Source organism: Devosia sp. (assembly GCF_040509215.1).
Taxonomy (GTDB): domain Bacteria; phylum Pseudomonadota; class Alphaproteobacteria; order Rhizobiales; family Devosiaceae; genus Devosia.
In genome coordinates this window covers 1-14,626 of sequence record NZ_JBEVLL010000099.1, presented here as the reverse complement: position 1 = coordinate 14,626, position 14,626 = coordinate 1, and the positions used below count along the sequence as shown (strand labels likewise).

The following is a 14,626-nucleotide window of genomic DNA, read 5'->3' as shown; positions in this document are numbered from 1 at the left end:
CATGCCCAATGATGGCTTTGTGCTGCAGGACGAGGGCGCTGGTTATTGGGTGTCCTATGGGGCCATAGAACCCGTGGGGGTCGACATTGTGGACGATCTGCCGGGGGCGATTGCGGCCGAGGGCGTGACGCTGAAAGTGCTGCCATCGCTTGGGGCGCTGCATGACGCGGTGAAGGAATCGAGCCTCGTGTTCTCGATGATCCGGATGCGGAATGCTCTGCCTAGAAGTTAAACAGAGGTCCCCGCTTTCGCGGGGATGACAGGCTTGTAGATTGACTTAATATTTCCACCAACTCGGTGTCATTCCCGCGAAAGCGGGAACCTCTGTTTGGGTGTTGCAATGGAGAAGACTTACTTCGTCTATATCCTCGCCAGCCGAAAGTATGGTGCGCTCTATATCGGTATGACCAACGATCTCATCGGCCGTGTGTATACTCATCGTGAAGAACTGGTGCGCGGGCAGACCAGCCGCTACCACATCCACAATCTCGTTCATTTCGAGATTTTCGAGGATATCGATGAAGCCATCCTGCGTGAGAAGCGGCTCAAGAAATGGCGGCGAGCCTGGAAGATCGAACTGATCGAGACGGGCAACGCGGACTGGGTAGACCTTTATCCCGAGCTTGCAGCGAACTGGTGAAACGGAGGTTCCCGCTTTCGCGGGAATGACACCGTGTTTGGGGTGGCACTTGTGACAGAGTCACATCATCCCCAACACCGCTGCCCGCAGCCGTTCCAGATCTTCCTCACGACTCAGCCGGTGGTCCCCGTCGGGGATCAGCGTAAAGGTCACGGGATCGTGGAGGATATGCGTGAGAAGTTTTTGAGCATGGGCCGGGGGCACGTCGGGGTCCTGCCCGCCTTGGAGGATATGGACGGGGCAGCCGGTTTCGATGACGCGGCCGAAGAGCAGGTGGCTTTCGCCGTCTTCGAGGAGCGTCTTGGTATAGCGATAGTCGCCGTCGCCATACTTGCTGACCCGCTCCACAAAGCCCTGTTTGGCGAGGGCGGAGAACTGTTCCGGCGTGAAGCGAGTGGGGATGAGGTCATGCGTGGCATCGACCGCCGGGGCGATGAGGATCAGGCCCTGCAGACGTTTTTGGCCGCTTTGCAGGAGGTGCCGGGCAAGGAGCAAAGCGAGCCAGCCGCCCATGGAGGAGCCGACGACGATCTGGGGGCCGTGGGTCTGGTTGAAGACGGCGATAGTCTCTTCGAGCCAGCGCGTGATGGTGGCCTCGTCAAAGCTTCCACCCGACTCACCGTGGCCGGAATAATCGAATCGCGTCACCTCAAGGCCCAATTCGGCGCCGAAAGCGTCGAGGGCGTTGGCCTTGAGCCCGGTCATTACGGAGCGGAAACCATTGAGCCAGAAAAGCCCCGGCGTTTTTCCGGGGCGCTGGACATAGGCGATATTGCGGTGCTTTTCAGCCACGCCAATGCTAAGGAACTGTCGTGGAAGGGAAGTCACACGGAACTCTTTGGTCGTTTGCGATCTTTACCGGCAAACGGATAAGCGTCCCCCGGGCGCAACACCCGGAAAATCAGCATATCCGGCTGTTGACTTCTTAACCCGCTAACACGATTTTAGGCCCGAATTCACCCCCTCGCTTGAACAGCACAAGGAACGCTTGCCATTCGTCGTCCAATGAGACCAACGGCGCCCCAAAAAGATGGGCCGCTTGCCAATGAGGACATTACCAGCCCCGACGTCCAGCTTATCGATGCCGAAGGCGAAAACCGAGGCATAGTTTCAACGCGTATCGCGCTTGCAGAAGCGCAGGAAGCCGGGCTCGACCTGGTCCTTATCGCGGCGAACTCTGCCCCGCCGGTTGCCAAGATGCTTGATCTTGGCCGCTTCAAATATGCTGCCCAGAAAAAGGCAGCCGAGGCCCGCAAGAAGCAGAAGGTTATCGAAGTCAAGGAAGTTCAGCTCCGGCCGAACATCGACACCCATGACTACGAGACCAAGATGAAAGCTGTGCAACGGTTTCTGGGCGAAGGCGACCGTGTGAAAGTGACGATGCGTTTCCGTGGTCGCGAAATGGCGCACCAGGACATCGGCATGTCGCTGCTGGTCAAGGTGCGCGAGCAGATGGAAACCATCGCCAAGGTGGAAAGCCAGCCGCGCTCGGAAGGCCGCCAGATGGTCATGGTACTGGCGCCCAAGTAAGGCGACGGTACTTTTAGAATTGAAGAAGGCGGGCTTTGGCCCGCCTTTTTTGTTTTTCGCTATCCACCCGACGCCGTCACCCTCGGGCTTGACCCAAGGGCACTTACTGGTGGTCCCTAAGTGAAGTGTCCTCGGGTCAAGCCCGAGGATGACGTACGGTGGCTAGGATCAAACGCTCAGCCACGCCGGAGCGATGGCGGTGCCGCGGCCGAGGCCGTAGGCGAAGCGGATGTTGAGCATGCCGACGGGTTCGAGGAGGCGGGCGGCGTCGAGCGTGCCGGTTTTTTCGACGGCGAAGCCGGCATTCTGCACCAGTGTTTCGACCTGAGCGACCGCGGCGTCTTCACCGGCAAGGAAGACGGGCACATTGGCCGTGTCGTCCTTGGCCGCGGCAAAAAGGCTCGCAAAGATGGTGTTGAAGGCTTTTACCACCTTGGCAGTCGGGGCAGCCTTCTGGATTTCTTCGGCGGCCGAGGTGTCAAAGCCGATGGCGAGGCCCGAAAAGTCCGGCTTTACCGGATTGGAGATGTCGACGACCACCTTGCCATTGAGGGCGCCGGATTTGGCGAGGTCGAGGGCCGAGGCATAGGGCAGGGCGAGGACGACAGTGTTGGCAGCGGCGATGGCGGCGTCGATCGAAGCGCTCTTGGCGCCGATTTCGGCGGCGAGCGTCGCAGCGGCGGCTTCATTGCGGGTGGCGAGCACCAGGTTGCCGTTGCCAGCAAGACGACGGGCGAGGCCCGACCCCATATTCCCAAGACCGATGATTGCGGTGGTCATTTCTTCTCTCCGTGTGGCGGTTTCGATGGGGAGTATTTAGGGCTGGACTACTCCGACGTGAATGTCTTCAATTGTTGAAAGATAATTGCGTAGAAGTATCGAATGGTCGATCTCGTCAATCTCAGGACTTTTGTCACCGCGGCGACCTCGGGCAGCTTTTCCAAGGCGGCTGGGCGACTCAATGTGTCGCCGGCCATGGTCGGGCGACGCATCCTGGCGCTGGAAGCGGACTATGGGGTCAAACTGATCGAGCGGACGACGCGCAGCCAGCGGCTGACCGAGACAGGGCAAATGTTCCTCGCCAAGGCCATGCGCATCCTCGAAGAGGTCGAGGAGCTGGAAGACATTGCCCATCCGCAGGCGGAGGATCTCGTTGGGCACATCAGGATCAGCGGCTCGACGACGCTGGGCGTCAAAATGCTGACCCCGGCCCTGGCGCGTTTCACCAACGCCCATCCCGCCGTGTCGGTGGAAATGACGCTGCTCGACCGCAATGTGGATCTGGTGGCCGAGGGCTTTGATCTGGCGTTTCGCATCGGCAATCTGAAACCGTCGAGCCTGATCGCGCGGCGCATCGGCACCTATGATTTCGCCTGCTGTGCTTCGCCGGACTATCTCAGGCGCATGGGGACGCCGGGGCACCCCGATGAGTTGGGAAAGCATCGCTGCGTCATCAGCCTCAATCTCTCGCCGCGCGACCATTGGAGTTTTTGGGATGGCGAGGGGCGCGAGGTTTCGGCGGCGGTCAGGGGCAACTTTGGCGTCGACAATGGCGAGGCCATGCGCGCCGCGGCGCTGGAGGGCGTTGGGCTGGCTTATGCGCCGCGCGTGCTGGTGGAGGAGGATCTGGCGAGCGGCCGATTGGTGGAGGTGCTCGCGGAGTGGCGGAAGCTCGCGCTGCCCATTCACGCGGTCTATCCGTCGCGACAGTTTGTGCCGCGGCGACTGGCCGGGGTGATCGAGTGGATCGCGCGCGAATTGCGCGAGCTTCAGTAAGCGATTTCGGAAAACTGCGCGTCGCGGGCGTCATAGACCAGCACGCGGCCGATGAGCGGCGCGCCGGTATCGGTGATCAGCTTGATCGCTTCCATGGCCATGAGCGTGCCGATGACGCCGGTGACGGGGCCCAGAATGCCGTTGAGCTCGCAGGAGGGGAGGCTGGCGTCATCGGCCTCGTCGGAAAAGAGCGCGTCGTGGGTCGGTCCGCCGAGATGGGGGGCGAAGACGGTGACTTGGCCGGAGAACATCGAGACGGCGCCGGAGACGAGCGGCTTTTGCTGGGCTGCTGCGGTGGCGGCGACGAGGCGGCGGGTGACGAGATTGTCAGTGCCGTCGAGAACGAGGTCATAGGGTGCGAGGACGCTTGCAGCATTGGCCTCGGTGATGGCCTCAGGGATCGCATCGGCCACGACGTGGGGGTTGAGATTTTCCGCAAAAGATTTGGCGCTGTCGGCCTTGCTTGAGCCGATACTGGCGGTCGTGTGGACCACCTGACGCTGCAGGTTGGACAGGGAAATCGTGTCGGGGTCGATGATGCCCAAACGGCCAATGCCGGCGGCAGCGAGATAGGCAACGGCCGGGCTGCCGAGGCCGCCGGCGCCGACGATAAGCACGCTGGCCGCCTTGAGCTTTTGCTGGGCGGCGCCGCCAAAGCCCTTGAGGACGAGATGGCGGGCGTAGCGGCGGGTCTCTTCGGGCGAAAGAGCGCGATCAGAAGGCAAGTGGCACCGCGAGGAAGCGGCGATCGGGGCCTTCAAAGCCGCCGCGCGTATAGGAGACGATGACGACGCCGGCCGACGGTGTGCCACCGAGGCCGGGCACAAGCACGGCATAGGGGCGATAGGTGTAGGGGCAGCTACGCGAGGCCGGCAGCGTGTCTTCGTCGCGGTGGAGCACCCGTGTTTCTCTGCCGTCGAACACGGTCAATTCGAACCCGAAGGGGTCGTTGCCAAAATAGTCGGCGCAATCCTCGGCTGACTTTGCCGTAAAAGGCGAGATTTCGAGCTGGTAGCTGTCTGTCTCCATCCCCATAACCGGGATTGGAAACATGAAGGCAAGCCGCATGGGATCTTCGTCGATCACCCCATCGCCATTGAGGGCGGCGATTTCGGCCGGCACGAAGATCTTGTTGTCGGCGATGAACTTCAGGGCTTCGGTATTGGCCTTGGAGCGAATGGCGAGGAGGTTTTCGCTGTCGTCGCCCTCGGGCGCCTGGGCGCGGATCGGGGTACCATCGAGCCAGGAATCGTTTTCGAGGTCGATGACATAGATATTGGAATAGGCCGCGCCGGACCCGTCCTGGATGCCGAATTCCTCGAAGGCGAAGTATTTCGCATCGGGCGAAAAGCCGATGAAATCGATCAGCGCCCGGTCACCCGCCAGAGCGGGCGAAACCATCAGGCCCAAAAGCCCGAAAGCACTAGCGACCCGTCGAGCCGAAGCCACCAGATCCACGTTCGGTTTCATCAAGCGCCTCCACTTCAGCAAATGCCGGTTGCACGATCGGGGCGACCACCATCTGGGCGACGCGTTCGCCGCGGGTGACGACAAAATCGTCCTGACCGAGATTGACGAGGATCACCTTCACCTCGCCGCGATAGTCGGCGTCGATCGTACCGGGGGAATTGAGCACCGTCACGCCATGCTTGGCCGCGAGACCGGAACGGGGACGCACCTGCGCCTCGTAGCCGGCCGGCAGGGCCATGGCAAAGCCGCAGGGGATCAGGGCACGGGCGCCGGGTTTGAGGGTGATGGGTGCGTCGGCCTCAACGGCAGCGCAGAGATCGGCGCCGGCCGAGAGGGCGGTCTGCACCTTTGGCACGGGGAGGCCCGCGCCATGGGGGAGCCACTGCAGGGGAATCGAGATCGAGCCGGTCATTTGGCGCGCACCACGGCAAAGAATTCGTCGGGCAGGTCGGCGGTGCCGTTGATCAGCTCGAGGAAGGGGACTTCAGTGTCAGACGATTTCTTGTCGTCGCTGAGATCCATATTGGTCTCAGTGATCTCGGCGCCGGAAATGCGGATGGTGATCGTGTGGCCGGTAAAGAAGGCTTCGACCATCTGCTTGGTCTCGGGGTCGAGATCTTCGCCCGAACTGAGTTCGCCCATCATGTCGGCGGTCGGCAGGGCGACGCGCACGAGGCCGGGACCGGCCGGGGTGAAGAAGAGGGCGTTGTCTTCCCCTTCGATGGCGGCCAGTTCTTCGAACGTGCCTTCTTCGGTCAGCGTGCAGGTGGCGCTACCATCGCTGTTTTCGACGAGCTCACCTTCCGAGCAGAACTCGCTGGTGGCGGTTTCGCTCTCGGAGGCGTTCATCTTGAACATGGCGTAGAAATCGGCCGACATGACCTGGATCAGGGTCGCCTTGGCGGTGGTTTCGCTGGTGAGTTCGACATCGACCGTGGCGTCAATGCAGCCCGCAAGCGAGGCGCCGAGCATGAGCATGGCGCCCAGTTTGGCGATTGATTTCAAACCCATGAAAGTCTCCGGAGCCGATTTGGCGGCAATCTATGGACTTGCCCACCGAGCGGCAAGTTGGGCCTAGAAGTTACCTGTGAGGAGGCGCCAGCCGGCGAGGACGAGCACCACGAAGGCGGCCGCCAGCACTGCCACAAGGGCATTGTTGACGAGGCGATTGGGCGGGTTGGCCATCATGGCGCGATGTTCGGCCAGCGTCAGTTCGGCCTCGGCGATGAGGACCGGGACGCGACCGAGGGCTTCGCTCATGCGGGTAAGGTGACCGGCAAAATCTTCGATGCGGCCGATGGGGCCTTCCTCGCGGCGCAGCCAATCGCCGACGACGGGTTCGGCCACTGTCCAAATGTCGAGATCAGGATCAAGGTTTCGCGCGACGCCTTCGACCAGCACCATGGACTTTTGCAGCAGCACCAGCTCGGGGCGGGTCTGCATGTCGAAAAGCTCGGTGATGACGAAGAGCTGGCCCAGAACCTTAGCCATGGAAATGTCGGCGGCGGTGCGGCCATGGAGCGGCTCGCCAATCGAGCGGATGGCGAGGGTGAAATCGTCGACCGACTGGTGCTTTGGCACATAGCCGATGTCGAAATGGCGCTGGGCGACGAGGTGATAATCGCGGGTGATGAAGCCGAAGAGGATATCGGCGAGGAATTTGCGCTCGCGCTTGGAAATGCGGCCCATGATGCCGAAATCGACGGCGACCACGTCGCCGGTTTTCGGATCGGCGAAGAGATTGCCCGGATGCATGTCGGCGTGGAAGAAGCCGTCGCGAATGGCATGGCGCAGAAAGGACTGAAGCAGTTTGGAGGCTAGCGCCTTGCGGTCGATCCCGGCTGCGTCCATGGCGGCGAGATCGCGGATCGGAATGCCATCGACCCAGGTGGTCGTGAGGACGTTTTGCGCAACCTGGTCCCACTGCACGTCAGGGATGATGAAGCCGGTGTCGTCCTTGATGTTCTGGGCCATCTCGGAAATGGCGGCGGCTTCGAGGCGCAGGTCCAGCTCGATGCGCATCGAATGGTCGAGGGTTTTGACGACCTCGGTGGGCTTCAGGCGGCGGCTCGAGGGCGCGAAGATTTCCGCGAGGTGCGCGCCGGCATAGAGTGCCTTGGTATCGGAATGAAAGCGCTCGGACACGCCGGGGCGCAGCATCTTGATCGCCACGGTTTTAGGCAGCGCGCCGGGCTGGCGCAGTTTTGCCTTGTGCACCTGTGCGATGGAGGCGGCGGCGATGGGTTCGCTGATTTCGGTCAACTGCTCGGCCTTGGAGCCGAGGGCCAGCGCCAAGATGCCGGGAACGAGGGCCGGATCGAAGGGCGGCATGCGATCCTGCAGGCCCGAGAGATCAGCGGCGGCCTGGGGCCCGACGATGTCGGGGCGCGTCGCAAGGGTCTGGCCGAATTTGACAAAGCTCGGCCCCAGCTTGTTGAGCGCGGCATTGAGTCGGTCGACGCGGCCGGTCTTCCGCACGCTCGGGCGCTCGACGATACGCGCCAGGCCAATGCCCAGCTTCATCGAGGGCGGCAGGGATTCGGCAGGAAGCACGGAGAAAGCGCCTTCCCGCGCCAGCACCCAGCCGGCGTGGAAGAGACGGAAATAGGAGCCCAGACCCATGCGTTAAATCTTCCAGCCCGAAAACAGCGTCGCGATATTGCCCGAAAAGGCCGTGTGCTTGGTGCGCTTGAAACCGGCCGTGTCGAGCATGGCGGTGAAGCGCGCGGGATCGGGGAACTTGCGGATCGATTCGACGAGATACTGATAGGGCTGCGCATCGCCGGTGACGGCGCGGCCCATGGGCGGAATGACGGTGTCGGAAAAAGCGCGATAGACGGCATCGAAGCCGGGCACATCGACCTGAGAAAATTCGAGGACGAGAATACGGCCGCCGCGCTTCAAGACGCGATGGGCTTCGTTGAGCGCCACCTGGATGCGCGGCACGTTGCGAATGCCGAAGGCGATCGTATAGGCGTCAAAGGAATTGCTCTCGAAAGGCAGTTCTTCGGCATTGGCTTCGACGAAACTGGCTTGCGCAGGATAGCGCCAGGTCTTGGCGCGCTCGGCGCCGACGCGCAGCATGTCCGAATTGATGTCGGAGACGACGACTTCGGCATAGCCGTGCGAAGCATTGACGATGCGCTCGGCGACGTCGCCGGTGCCGCCGGCCATGTCGAGAACCCTATAACCCCGGCTGCCCATGCGCGGCGGGGCGAGGTCGGCGATCATCGCGTCCTTCCAGAGACGGTGGACACCAAAGCTCATGAGATCGTTCATCAGGTCGTAGCGGTCGGCCACGTCGTGAAAGACCTTGTTGACGAGACCCTGCTTGTCTTCGAGCGCCACGGTCTGCTCGCCGAAATGGGTGGTTTCGCGCGCCTCGGTCATGGCTCACGCCTCTTTGCTGGACTACTTAAAACATCCACATGGGATCGGCGCGCACCATATATAAGGCGCGAAGAAAAGCCCATGGCGCAAAGAACCGCAGGGTGAAGGAGATTTTGAGTGCCCGAACTGCCCGAGGTAGAAACCGTTCGACGGGGTCTCGAACCCTGGCTGGTCAAGGCGCGCATAGAGAAGGTGGAGTTGCGCCGGCCCGACCTGCGCTTTCCTTTTCCGGCGGGCCTTGCCGAAAAGGTGACGGGCGCCACGGTGACCAATGTCGGGCGGCGGGCAAAATACCTGCTCATCGCGCTCGACAATGGGCTGACGATTCTGAGCCATCTGGGGATGACCGGCTCCTGGCGCTTTGCCGAACACGGCATCGACAAGCCGCCGCGCTACTATGAGCCGGGGACAGAGCCCAAGCACGATCATCTGATCTTTTCCATCGATCATCCCGAGCACGGCAAGAGCCACCTTATCTATGCCGATCCCCGGCGGTTCGGATTTTTGGACCTGTTCGAGAAGCCCGAGGACTCTTCCTATTTGAAGGACCTGGGGCCGGAGCCGCTCGGCAATGATTTCAATGCCGAGGAAATGGCCGCGGCCTTCAAGGGCAAGAAGGCGCCGATCAAGGCGGCTTTGCTCGACCAGCGCGTCGTGGCGGGGCTGGGCAATATCTATGTCGCCGAAGCGCTGCACCGAGCCCATATCCTCCCCACCATCGAGGCGCGGACGCTTCTTACCAAGGCGGAAAAGCCCAAGAAAGCGCTGGAAGACCTCTCCTATGCCGTGCGGGAGGTTCTTACCGAAGCCATCGAAGTGGGCGGTTCGACGCTGCGCGATTTCAGGAATGCCGAGGGCGGGTCAGGCTATTTCCAGCACCGGTTTGCGGTCTACGATCGGGAAGGGGAGCCGTGCCCCACGCCCCTATGTATGGGGACGATCGAGCGCATCGTGCAGTCGGGACGCTCGACATTCTTTTGTCCGGTGTGCCAGAAGCAGCCTTGAGGGGGGCTGGAACCGGCTCCGACCACAGAGTCCTGTTGACGCCCCGGCGCCTTTGACCTATAGACCCCCCAACTTGGCGGCAGTCGAAAGCCGCCGATTTCATTTTATCCCGGACGCCTGCGACTTTTGTACGCTTGTTGGCCGGTTGGACGCAAAGAGGACCGTTATGGCCAATACGCCTTCAGCCAAAAAGGCTACCCGCAAGATCGAAGCCCGCACCGCGGTCAACAAGTCGCGTCGTAGCCGCGTTCGTACCTTCATCCGCAAGGTCGAAGAAGCCATCACCGCCGGCGATCACGCCGTTGCTTTTGCTGCCCTCAAGGCTGCCGAGCCGGAAATCCACCGCGCTGCCGGCAAGGGCATCGTTCACACCAACCTCGCTTCGCGCAAGGTCAGCCGTTTGAACAGCCGCGTTAAGGCCCTCCAGGCCTGAGACGAGACAATCTGAAGCGGCGCCCATAAGGCAGACGCGACAGAAGAAACGGGCTCCGCAAGGAGCCCTTTTTCTTTGGCGCTCAAGCGGGCAAGTTTTTCGTCGCGCACACGTCACATTTCATTTCCGTGACGGTGTGGTAGAATGCCTCACGTTTGGGCACAGCCTTGGAAAGCGCTTCAGATTTAACGGGTTACCTGAGGAATCGGGCTTTCGTTAAACCGCGTTCAAATCGACATAAAATCGGTGGGATCACGGGGCCAGAATAATTTTTTCATCCTTTGTTAAGGAGCCGAAAAAGCGATTCTGCATTGAGTCACAGGCTCTTGTGGAAAGGCAATTTTGGACCTCGCCCGAGGGTTAAATCTCTGCCTCCGAGTCAAGACCCTATTTCAACGATTCACCAGTTGCGGGGCCAAAACCAACCCCCTAAAGTAATCTGGTCAGCACGGAAAAGCGGGGCTCAAAACGACCCCGGCACGGTGCAGACAGGATCACTTCGGGCAAGAGTTTGGGGGCTGTCTCGGCACACGAGGCCGGAGCAGCATGGGCTGGTTATGACCTTTTTGACGGAACGGTGTGCTGCCGGATTCATCCGGGCTGGCACGGCGTATTAGTCCTTCGGCCGTCCGGCCGGGCTCACGACATTGATTGACTGAGGCCTGTGGCAGGCAACTGCCGGGGTCAATGTTTCCCCTCTCCGGGGAGGCAAGGAGATGCTCGTCTCTTAAGTGGAGCGACGAGCGCGAGAACAACAAGCTTCGGCGGCATGCGGACCGTACGGGCAAAACAACAGGGCTAAATAATGATGCGACAGGCAATCGCAGGACGGGATGACTGGTCAGTGGCCGCCTCTCCCTCCTCTTCCTCCGTCAACCAGAGTGGCGACCCTGTCATGAGCGAAAATTCCCCAGCCGCCATCCAGCGCGACCTCTGGATGCGTGTGCGCGCTCGCCTCAAGGCGGCCGTCGGCGAAGACGTTTTCACCTCCTGGTTCGCCCGGCTTGAGCTTGAAGAGCTCGTCGACGACCTGGTGCACCTTTCTGCCCCCACGCGCTTCCTGTGCTCCTGGGTGCAATCGAACTATTCCGACCGCATCGTCGAAGCCTTCCGCCACGACGTTCCCGATGCGGCCCGGCTGCACGTGACCCTGCGCGTCAATGGTCAGGCCCGCCCTCGCCTGGCTCCCGCGCCGGTCGTTGCTGCCGAACCGGCTGAAGACCTGCCTGTCGCCAAGCCCGCCGCGCAGACTGCCAATGTCGAAACCGCGCCAGTGGCCCGCCTTGTGCCGCAGGCTCAGAAGGGCGATGCCCTTGCCGGTAGCGCCATCGATTCCCGCATGACCTTCGACACCTTCGTGTCGGGCGAAGCCAATGAAATGGCTTTCGGTGTCGCCAAACAGATCGCCAATGCGGCGATCAACAACACCGTCACCTTCAACCCGGTCTATATTCACTCGACCGTTGGCCTCGGCAAATCGCACCTTCTCAACGCGATCGCCCATGCCGTCAGCCAGGCGGATAGTTCCAAGAACATCGTCTACCTGACCGCCGACCATTTCATGTACCACTTCATCACCGCCGTGCAGCGCCAGTCGGCGCTCGGCTTCAAGGAGTGGCTGCGCAAGGTCGATCTTCTTCTCATCGACGACATGCAGTTCCTGCAGGGCAAGTCGGCCACCGAATTCGGCCACACGCTCGGCGCGCTTCTGACCGGCGCCAAGCAGGTTGTCGTGGCCGGCGATGCGCCGCCGCGCGATCTCGAAATGCTGGACGAGCGCGTGCGTTCGCGTCTCTCGGGTGGCCTCGTCGTTCCGATCTCGACCTTCGACATGGACCTGCGCCGTGCCATCGTGCAGCGCCGTGCCGACCAGTCGACCGCGCGCTTCGGCATGCACTTCCCGCCCGCCGTGCTCGACTATGTTGCCCGTGCTGTCACCAGCCACGGCCGTGACCTCGACGGTGCCGTCAATCGTCTCGTTGCCGCCAACCAGTTGACCGGCGAACTGATCACCGTGCCGCTGGCCGAAAAGACGCTGGCCGACCTGATCCGTGCCCGCGACGCCAAGCGCGTCCGCATCGAAGATATTCTGAAAATCGTCTCGCGCCACTACAAGGTGCCGCGCAACGAACTGCTTTCGGCCCGCCGCTCGCGCGACGTGGTGCGTCCGCGCCAGATCGCCATGTATCTGGCCAAGGCGCTGACCTCGCGTTCCCTCCCAGAAATCGGCCGCCGCTTCGGGGGCAGGGATCACACGACCGTTTTGCACTCGGTGCGCAAGGTCGAACAGATGATCAAGGATGACCTGGAACTCGGCCAGGAAATCGAACTGCTCAAGCGCATGCTCGAAGAATAGGGATTGGCGGGTTTCCCGCTTTCCCATGTCCAAGCGAACGCCATTGCCGCGATAGCGGGAGTGGCGTTTTGCATGGTGGCGCTGTGTCTCCACTGCGACAATCCACAAAACTCGTCGCAATGACATATCCGTGCCTTGATCTGGCCCGGACCGGACGGCACCCATGGGCGCATGATCAGATTCTTCGCAATTCTCCTGGCCCTCGCCGCCGCTGCGCCCGCTTTGGCGCAGGGCCTTTCTCCCGAAGCCATCGCCAAGCAGAACCAGGCCATCGCCATTCGCGTGCAGCAGCAGCTCATGTCCTGCTGGATCGTGCCGCCCGGCGAGGAGGACCAGCGCATGGCTGTCGATATCGCCTTCTTTGGCGATGGGCGGCTCGATGGCGAAGCATTGCTGGCGCCGGAAACAGCCAAGGCCGCCAGCAAGCGCGGCGTCCTCACCGACAGCATTCTGGCGGCGGTTGATCGCTGCGTGCCCTTCGAGGGTCTTGAGGCACTTGGGGCGGAAGCGGACGAGCGTTTTTCCGTGACCATCTATTTTCAGAGCTGATCCACAGCTTGGGCGCGGCCAAAAGTCTCGCTGGCCTTGCCAACCCGTTACGAGAATGTAAACGTCCCTGCCCGGCCCCGGCCGGGTTTGCTGCGCTTTTTTGGGATAGATGCCGAATATGAAAGTCACGCTCGAACGCAACCATCTGCTCAAGTCGCTGAGCCATGTGCATCGGGTTGTGGAACGCCGCAACACCTATCCCATCCTCGCCAACGTGCTGTTCAAGGCGAGTGACGATCATGTCGAATTGCGCGCCACCGACCTCGATATCGAGGTAACGGAATCGGTGCCGGCCATGGTGTCGACGCCGGGCACGACGACGGTCCCCGCGCACACGCTTTACGAAATCGTCCGCAAGCTGTCCGACGGCGCCGAAGTGCGGCTCGAGACCGATGGCGGGGAGAACATGGTTCTCACCTCCGGCCGCTCGCGCTTCAATCTGGCGTGCCTTTCGCCCGATTCTTTCCCGGACCTGAAGTCGGGCGCCTTTGCCCATGAATTCGACGTGTCGGCCGCGCTGCTGCGCGAGCTGATCGAGCGCACCCAGTTTGCGATCTCCAACGAAGAGACGCGCTATTATCTCAACGGCATCTATTTCCACGCCGTCGACAATTCCCAGACCGGCCCGCTGTTCCGCGCGGTTGCGACGGACGGGCACCGCATGGCCCGTGCCGAAATCGCCGCGCCCGAGGGCGCCAAGGGTATGAGCGGCATCATCGTGCCGAAAAAGACCGTGGGCGAAGTGCAAAAGCTTCTCGACGGCGTCGATGGCGATGTGAAGGTGGAAGTTTCGGACACCAAGATCCGCTTCACCGTCGGCCCGGTCGTGCTGCTTTCAAAGCTGATCGAAGGCACCTTCCCCGACTACGATCGCGTCACCCCCAAGAACAACGACAAGCAGATGCTGGTCGATCGTGCGGCCTTTGCCGTGGCCGTCGATCGCGTCTCGACCATTGCCTCGGATCGCGGCGGCAAGGCGGTCAAGCTCCAGGCCCATGATGGCCTGCTCGAACTCTCGGTGACCAATCCCGACCACGGTACGGCGAGCGAAGAGCTGGCGGTCGATTTCGACATCGACAGCTTTGAGATCGGCTTTAATGCGCGGTATCTGCTCGACATCATCACCCAGATCCGCTCGGAAAGCGCCGTCTTCCTCTTCAACGACGCCAATTCGCCGACGCTGGTGAAGGAAGAGGGCGAGGCAAATGCGCTTTATGTGCTGATGCCGATGCGGGTGTAGTTCCGAGCTTGCAGCGAACACTGGATTCCCTTCTCCTCTTGAGGGAGAAGGTGCCCGAAGGGCGGATGAGGGGTATTCAATTCCGCCACACGCGTCCCTGCGGAGGATAGAACCCCTCACCCTGGAATTTCTGCTGAACGCAGAAATTCCTGTCCCTCTCCCTCAAGGGGCGAGGGGAAGGCCGGAGACAAAATGATCCGCCACATCTCCCGCCTGCGCCTGACTGCTTTTCGCAAT

17 protein-coding genes are annotated in these 14,626 nt (G+C 61.5%); 9 read left to right on the top strand and 8 right to left on the bottom strand.

Annotated features, from left to right (window positions below):
• Together ABW043_RS05640 and ABW043_RS05635 are read left to right on the top strand one after the other, a co-directional pair.
• On the top strand, positions 1–232 hold a 232-nt coding region (locus ABW043_RS05640; protein ID WP_353920247.1), incomplete at its 5' end, for a DUF6886 family protein.
• A gap of 108 nt (positions 233–340) precedes the next feature.
• Positions 341–640 carry a GIY-YIG nuclease family protein gene (locus ABW043_RS05635; protein WP_353920246.1) on the top strand — a complete coding sequence of 100 codons (300 nt, stop codon included), beginning with the start codon at positions 341–343 and terminating at the stop codon, positions 638–640.
• A gap of 60 nt (positions 641–700) precedes the next feature.
• Here ABW043_RS05635 and ABW043_RS05630 read toward each other — a convergent pair whose 3' ends face one another.
• On the bottom strand, positions 701–1,468 hold the full coding sequence (locus tag ABW043_RS05630; RefSeq protein ID WP_353920245.1) for an alpha/beta hydrolase: 768 nt from the start codon (positions 1,466–1,468) through the stop codon (positions 701–703).
• 165 nt (positions 1,469–1,633) lie between these two features.
• Here ABW043_RS05630 and infC point away from each other — a divergent pair, with 165 nt between their 5' ends.
• Positions 1,634–2,170 (top strand): translation initiation factor IF-3, encoded by a 537-nt coding sequence (gene infC, locus ABW043_RS05625; protein ID WP_353920248.1) that lies wholly within the window; start codon positions 1,634–1,636, stop codon positions 2,168–2,170.
• Positions 2,171–2,338: 168 nt separating this feature from the next.
• On the opposite strand, the gene ABW043_RS05620 is transcribed toward infC, so the two are convergent.
• The gene (locus ABW043_RS05620) at positions 2,339–2,950 is read right to left on the bottom strand and encodes an NADPH-dependent F420 reductase (protein WP_353920244.1); all 612 of its coding nucleotides are present in this window, start codon (positions 2,948–2,950) and stop codon (positions 2,339–2,341) included.
• Positions 2,951–3,052: 102 nt separating this feature from the next.
• On the opposite strand from ABW043_RS05620, the gene ABW043_RS05615 reads away from it, so the two are divergent.
• The gene (locus tag ABW043_RS05615) at positions 3,053–3,946 is read left to right on the top strand and encodes a LysR family transcriptional regulator (RefSeq protein ID WP_353920243.1); all 894 of its coding nucleotides are present in this window, start codon (positions 3,053–3,055) and stop codon (positions 3,944–3,946) included.
• On the opposite strand, the gene ABW043_RS05610 is transcribed toward ABW043_RS05615, so the two are convergent.
• From ABW043_RS05610 to ubiE, 6 genes are all read right to left on the bottom strand, one after another.
• Positions 3,940–4,671 (bottom strand): HesA/MoeB/ThiF family protein, encoded by a 732-nt coding sequence (locus tag ABW043_RS05610; RefSeq protein WP_353920242.1) that lies wholly within the window; start codon positions 4,669–4,671, stop codon positions 3,940–3,942. The genes ABW043_RS05615 and ABW043_RS05610 overlap by 7 nt on opposite strands.
• The gene (locus tag ABW043_RS05605) at positions 4,661–5,416 is read right to left on the bottom strand and encodes a DUF2259 domain-containing protein (protein ID WP_353920241.1); all 756 of its coding nucleotides are present in this window, start codon (positions 5,414–5,416) and stop codon (positions 4,661–4,663) included. The genes ABW043_RS05610 and ABW043_RS05605 overlap by 11 nt, the downstream gene beginning before the upstream one ends.
• A complete protein-coding gene (gene dut / locus ABW043_RS05600) occupies positions 5,370–5,828 on the bottom strand; it encodes a dUTP diphosphatase (RefSeq protein ID WP_353920240.1) in 459 nt (152 codons plus the stop codon). Before dut ends, ABW043_RS05605 begins: the two co-directional genes overlap by 47 nt.
• Positions 5,825–6,427, bottom strand: coding sequence for a hypothetical protein (locus tag ABW043_RS05595; protein ID WP_353920239.1), 603 nt, complete (start codon positions 6,425–6,427; stop codon positions 5,825–5,827). Before ABW043_RS05595 ends, dut begins: the two co-directional genes overlap by 4 nt.
• Positions 6,428–6,490: 63 nt before the next feature.
• Positions 6,491–8,038 (bottom strand): 2-polyprenylphenol 6-hydroxylase, encoded by a 1,548-nt coding sequence (gene ubiB, locus ABW043_RS05590; RefSeq protein WP_353920238.1) that lies wholly within the window; start codon positions 8,036–8,038, stop codon positions 6,491–6,493.
• A 3-nt stretch (positions 8,039–8,041) separates the two neighbouring features.
• Complete coding sequence (gene ubiE, locus ABW043_RS05585) at positions 8,042–8,806, bottom strand: bifunctional demethylmenaquinone methyltransferase/2-methoxy-6-polyprenyl-1,4-benzoquinol methylase UbiE (protein ID WP_353920237.1); 765 nt, start codon at positions 8,804–8,806, stop codon at positions 8,042–8,044.
• A 117-nt stretch (positions 8,807–8,923) separates the two neighbouring features.
• Between ubiE and mutM the strand changes: the two genes are divergently transcribed.
• The 5 genes from mutM to dnaN all read left to right on the top strand — a co-directional run bounded on the left by mutM (position 8,924) and on the right by dnaN (position 14,389).
• On the top strand, positions 8,924–9,811 hold the full coding sequence (mutM, locus tag ABW043_RS05580) for a bifunctional DNA-formamidopyrimidine glycosylase/DNA-(apurinic or apyrimidinic site) lyase (protein WP_353920236.1): 888 nt from the start codon (positions 8,924–8,926) through the stop codon (positions 9,809–9,811).
• A 166-nt stretch (positions 9,812–9,977) separates the two neighbouring features.
• Positions 9,978–10,244, top strand: a complete 267-nt coding sequence (gene rpsT, locus ABW043_RS05575; protein ID WP_056312739.1) for a 30S ribosomal protein S20 — start codon at positions 9,978–9,980, stop codon at positions 10,242–10,244.
• A gap of 895 nt (positions 10,245–11,139) precedes the next feature.
• Positions 11,140–12,600, top strand: a complete 1,461-nt coding sequence (gene dnaA / locus ABW043_RS05570) for a chromosomal replication initiator protein DnaA (RefSeq protein ID WP_353920235.1) — start codon at positions 11,140–11,142, stop codon at positions 12,598–12,600.
• A 171-nt stretch (positions 12,601–12,771) separates the two neighbouring features.
• Positions 12,772–13,149, top strand: coding sequence for a UCP034077 family protein (locus ABW043_RS05565; RefSeq protein ID WP_353920234.1), 378 nt, complete (start codon positions 12,772–12,774; stop codon positions 13,147–13,149).
• A 118-nt stretch (positions 13,150–13,267) separates the two neighbouring features.
• Entirely contained in the window at positions 13,268–14,389 is a 1,122-nt protein-coding gene (dnaN, locus tag ABW043_RS05560; RefSeq protein ID WP_353920233.1) for a DNA polymerase III subunit beta, read from the top strand.
• Positions 14,390–14,626: the final 237 nt, after the last annotated feature.

What these genes read in the sequence shown, in the direction of transcription:
- dut (WP_353920240.1), bottom strand. Translation starts at nt 5,828, where the DNA reads ATGACCGGCTCGATCTCGATTCCCCTGCAGTGGCTCCCCCATGGCGCG.
- ABW043_RS05620 (WP_353920244.1), bottom strand. Translation starts at nt 2,950, where the DNA reads ATGACCACCGCAATCATCGGTCTTGGGAATATGGGGTCGGGCCTCGCC.
- rpsT (WP_056312739.1), top strand. Translation starts at nt 9,978, where the DNA reads ATGGCCAATACGCCTTCAGCCAAAAAGGCTACCCGCAAGATCGAAGCC.
- ubiB (WP_353920238.1), bottom strand. Translation starts at nt 8,038, where the DNA reads ATGGGTCTGGGCTCCTATTTCCGTCTCTTCCACGCCGGCTGGGTGCTG.
- dnaN (WP_353920233.1), top strand. Translation starts at nt 13,268, where the DNA reads ATGAAAGTCACGCTCGAACGCAACCATCTGCTCAAGTCGCTGAGCCAT.
- ABW043_RS05565 (WP_353920234.1), top strand. Translation starts at nt 12,772, where the DNA reads ATGATCAGATTCTTCGCAATTCTCCTGGCCCTCGCCGCCGCTGCGCCC.
- ubiE (WP_353920237.1), bottom strand. Translation starts at nt 8,806, where the DNA reads ATGACCGAGGCGCGCGAAACCACCCATTTCGGCGAGCAGACCGTGGCG.
- ABW043_RS05615 (WP_353920243.1), top strand. Translation starts at nt 3,053, where the DNA reads ATGGTCGATCTCGTCAATCTCAGGACTTTTGTCACCGCGGCGACCTCG.
- ABW043_RS05635 (WP_353920246.1), top strand. Translation starts at nt 341, where the DNA reads ATGGAGAAGACTTACTTCGTCTATATCCTCGCCAGCCGAAAGTATGGT.
- dnaA (WP_353920235.1), top strand. Translation starts at nt 11,140, where the DNA reads ATGAGCGAAAATTCCCCAGCCGCCATCCAGCGCGACCTCTGGATGCGT.
- ABW043_RS05605 (WP_353920241.1), bottom strand. Translation starts at nt 5,416, where the DNA reads ATGAAACCGAACGTGGATCTGGTGGCTTCGGCTCGACGGGTCGCTAGT.
- ABW043_RS05595 (WP_353920239.1), bottom strand. Translation starts at nt 6,427, where the DNA reads ATGGGTTTGAAATCAATCGCCAAACTGGGCGCCATGCTCATGCTCGGC.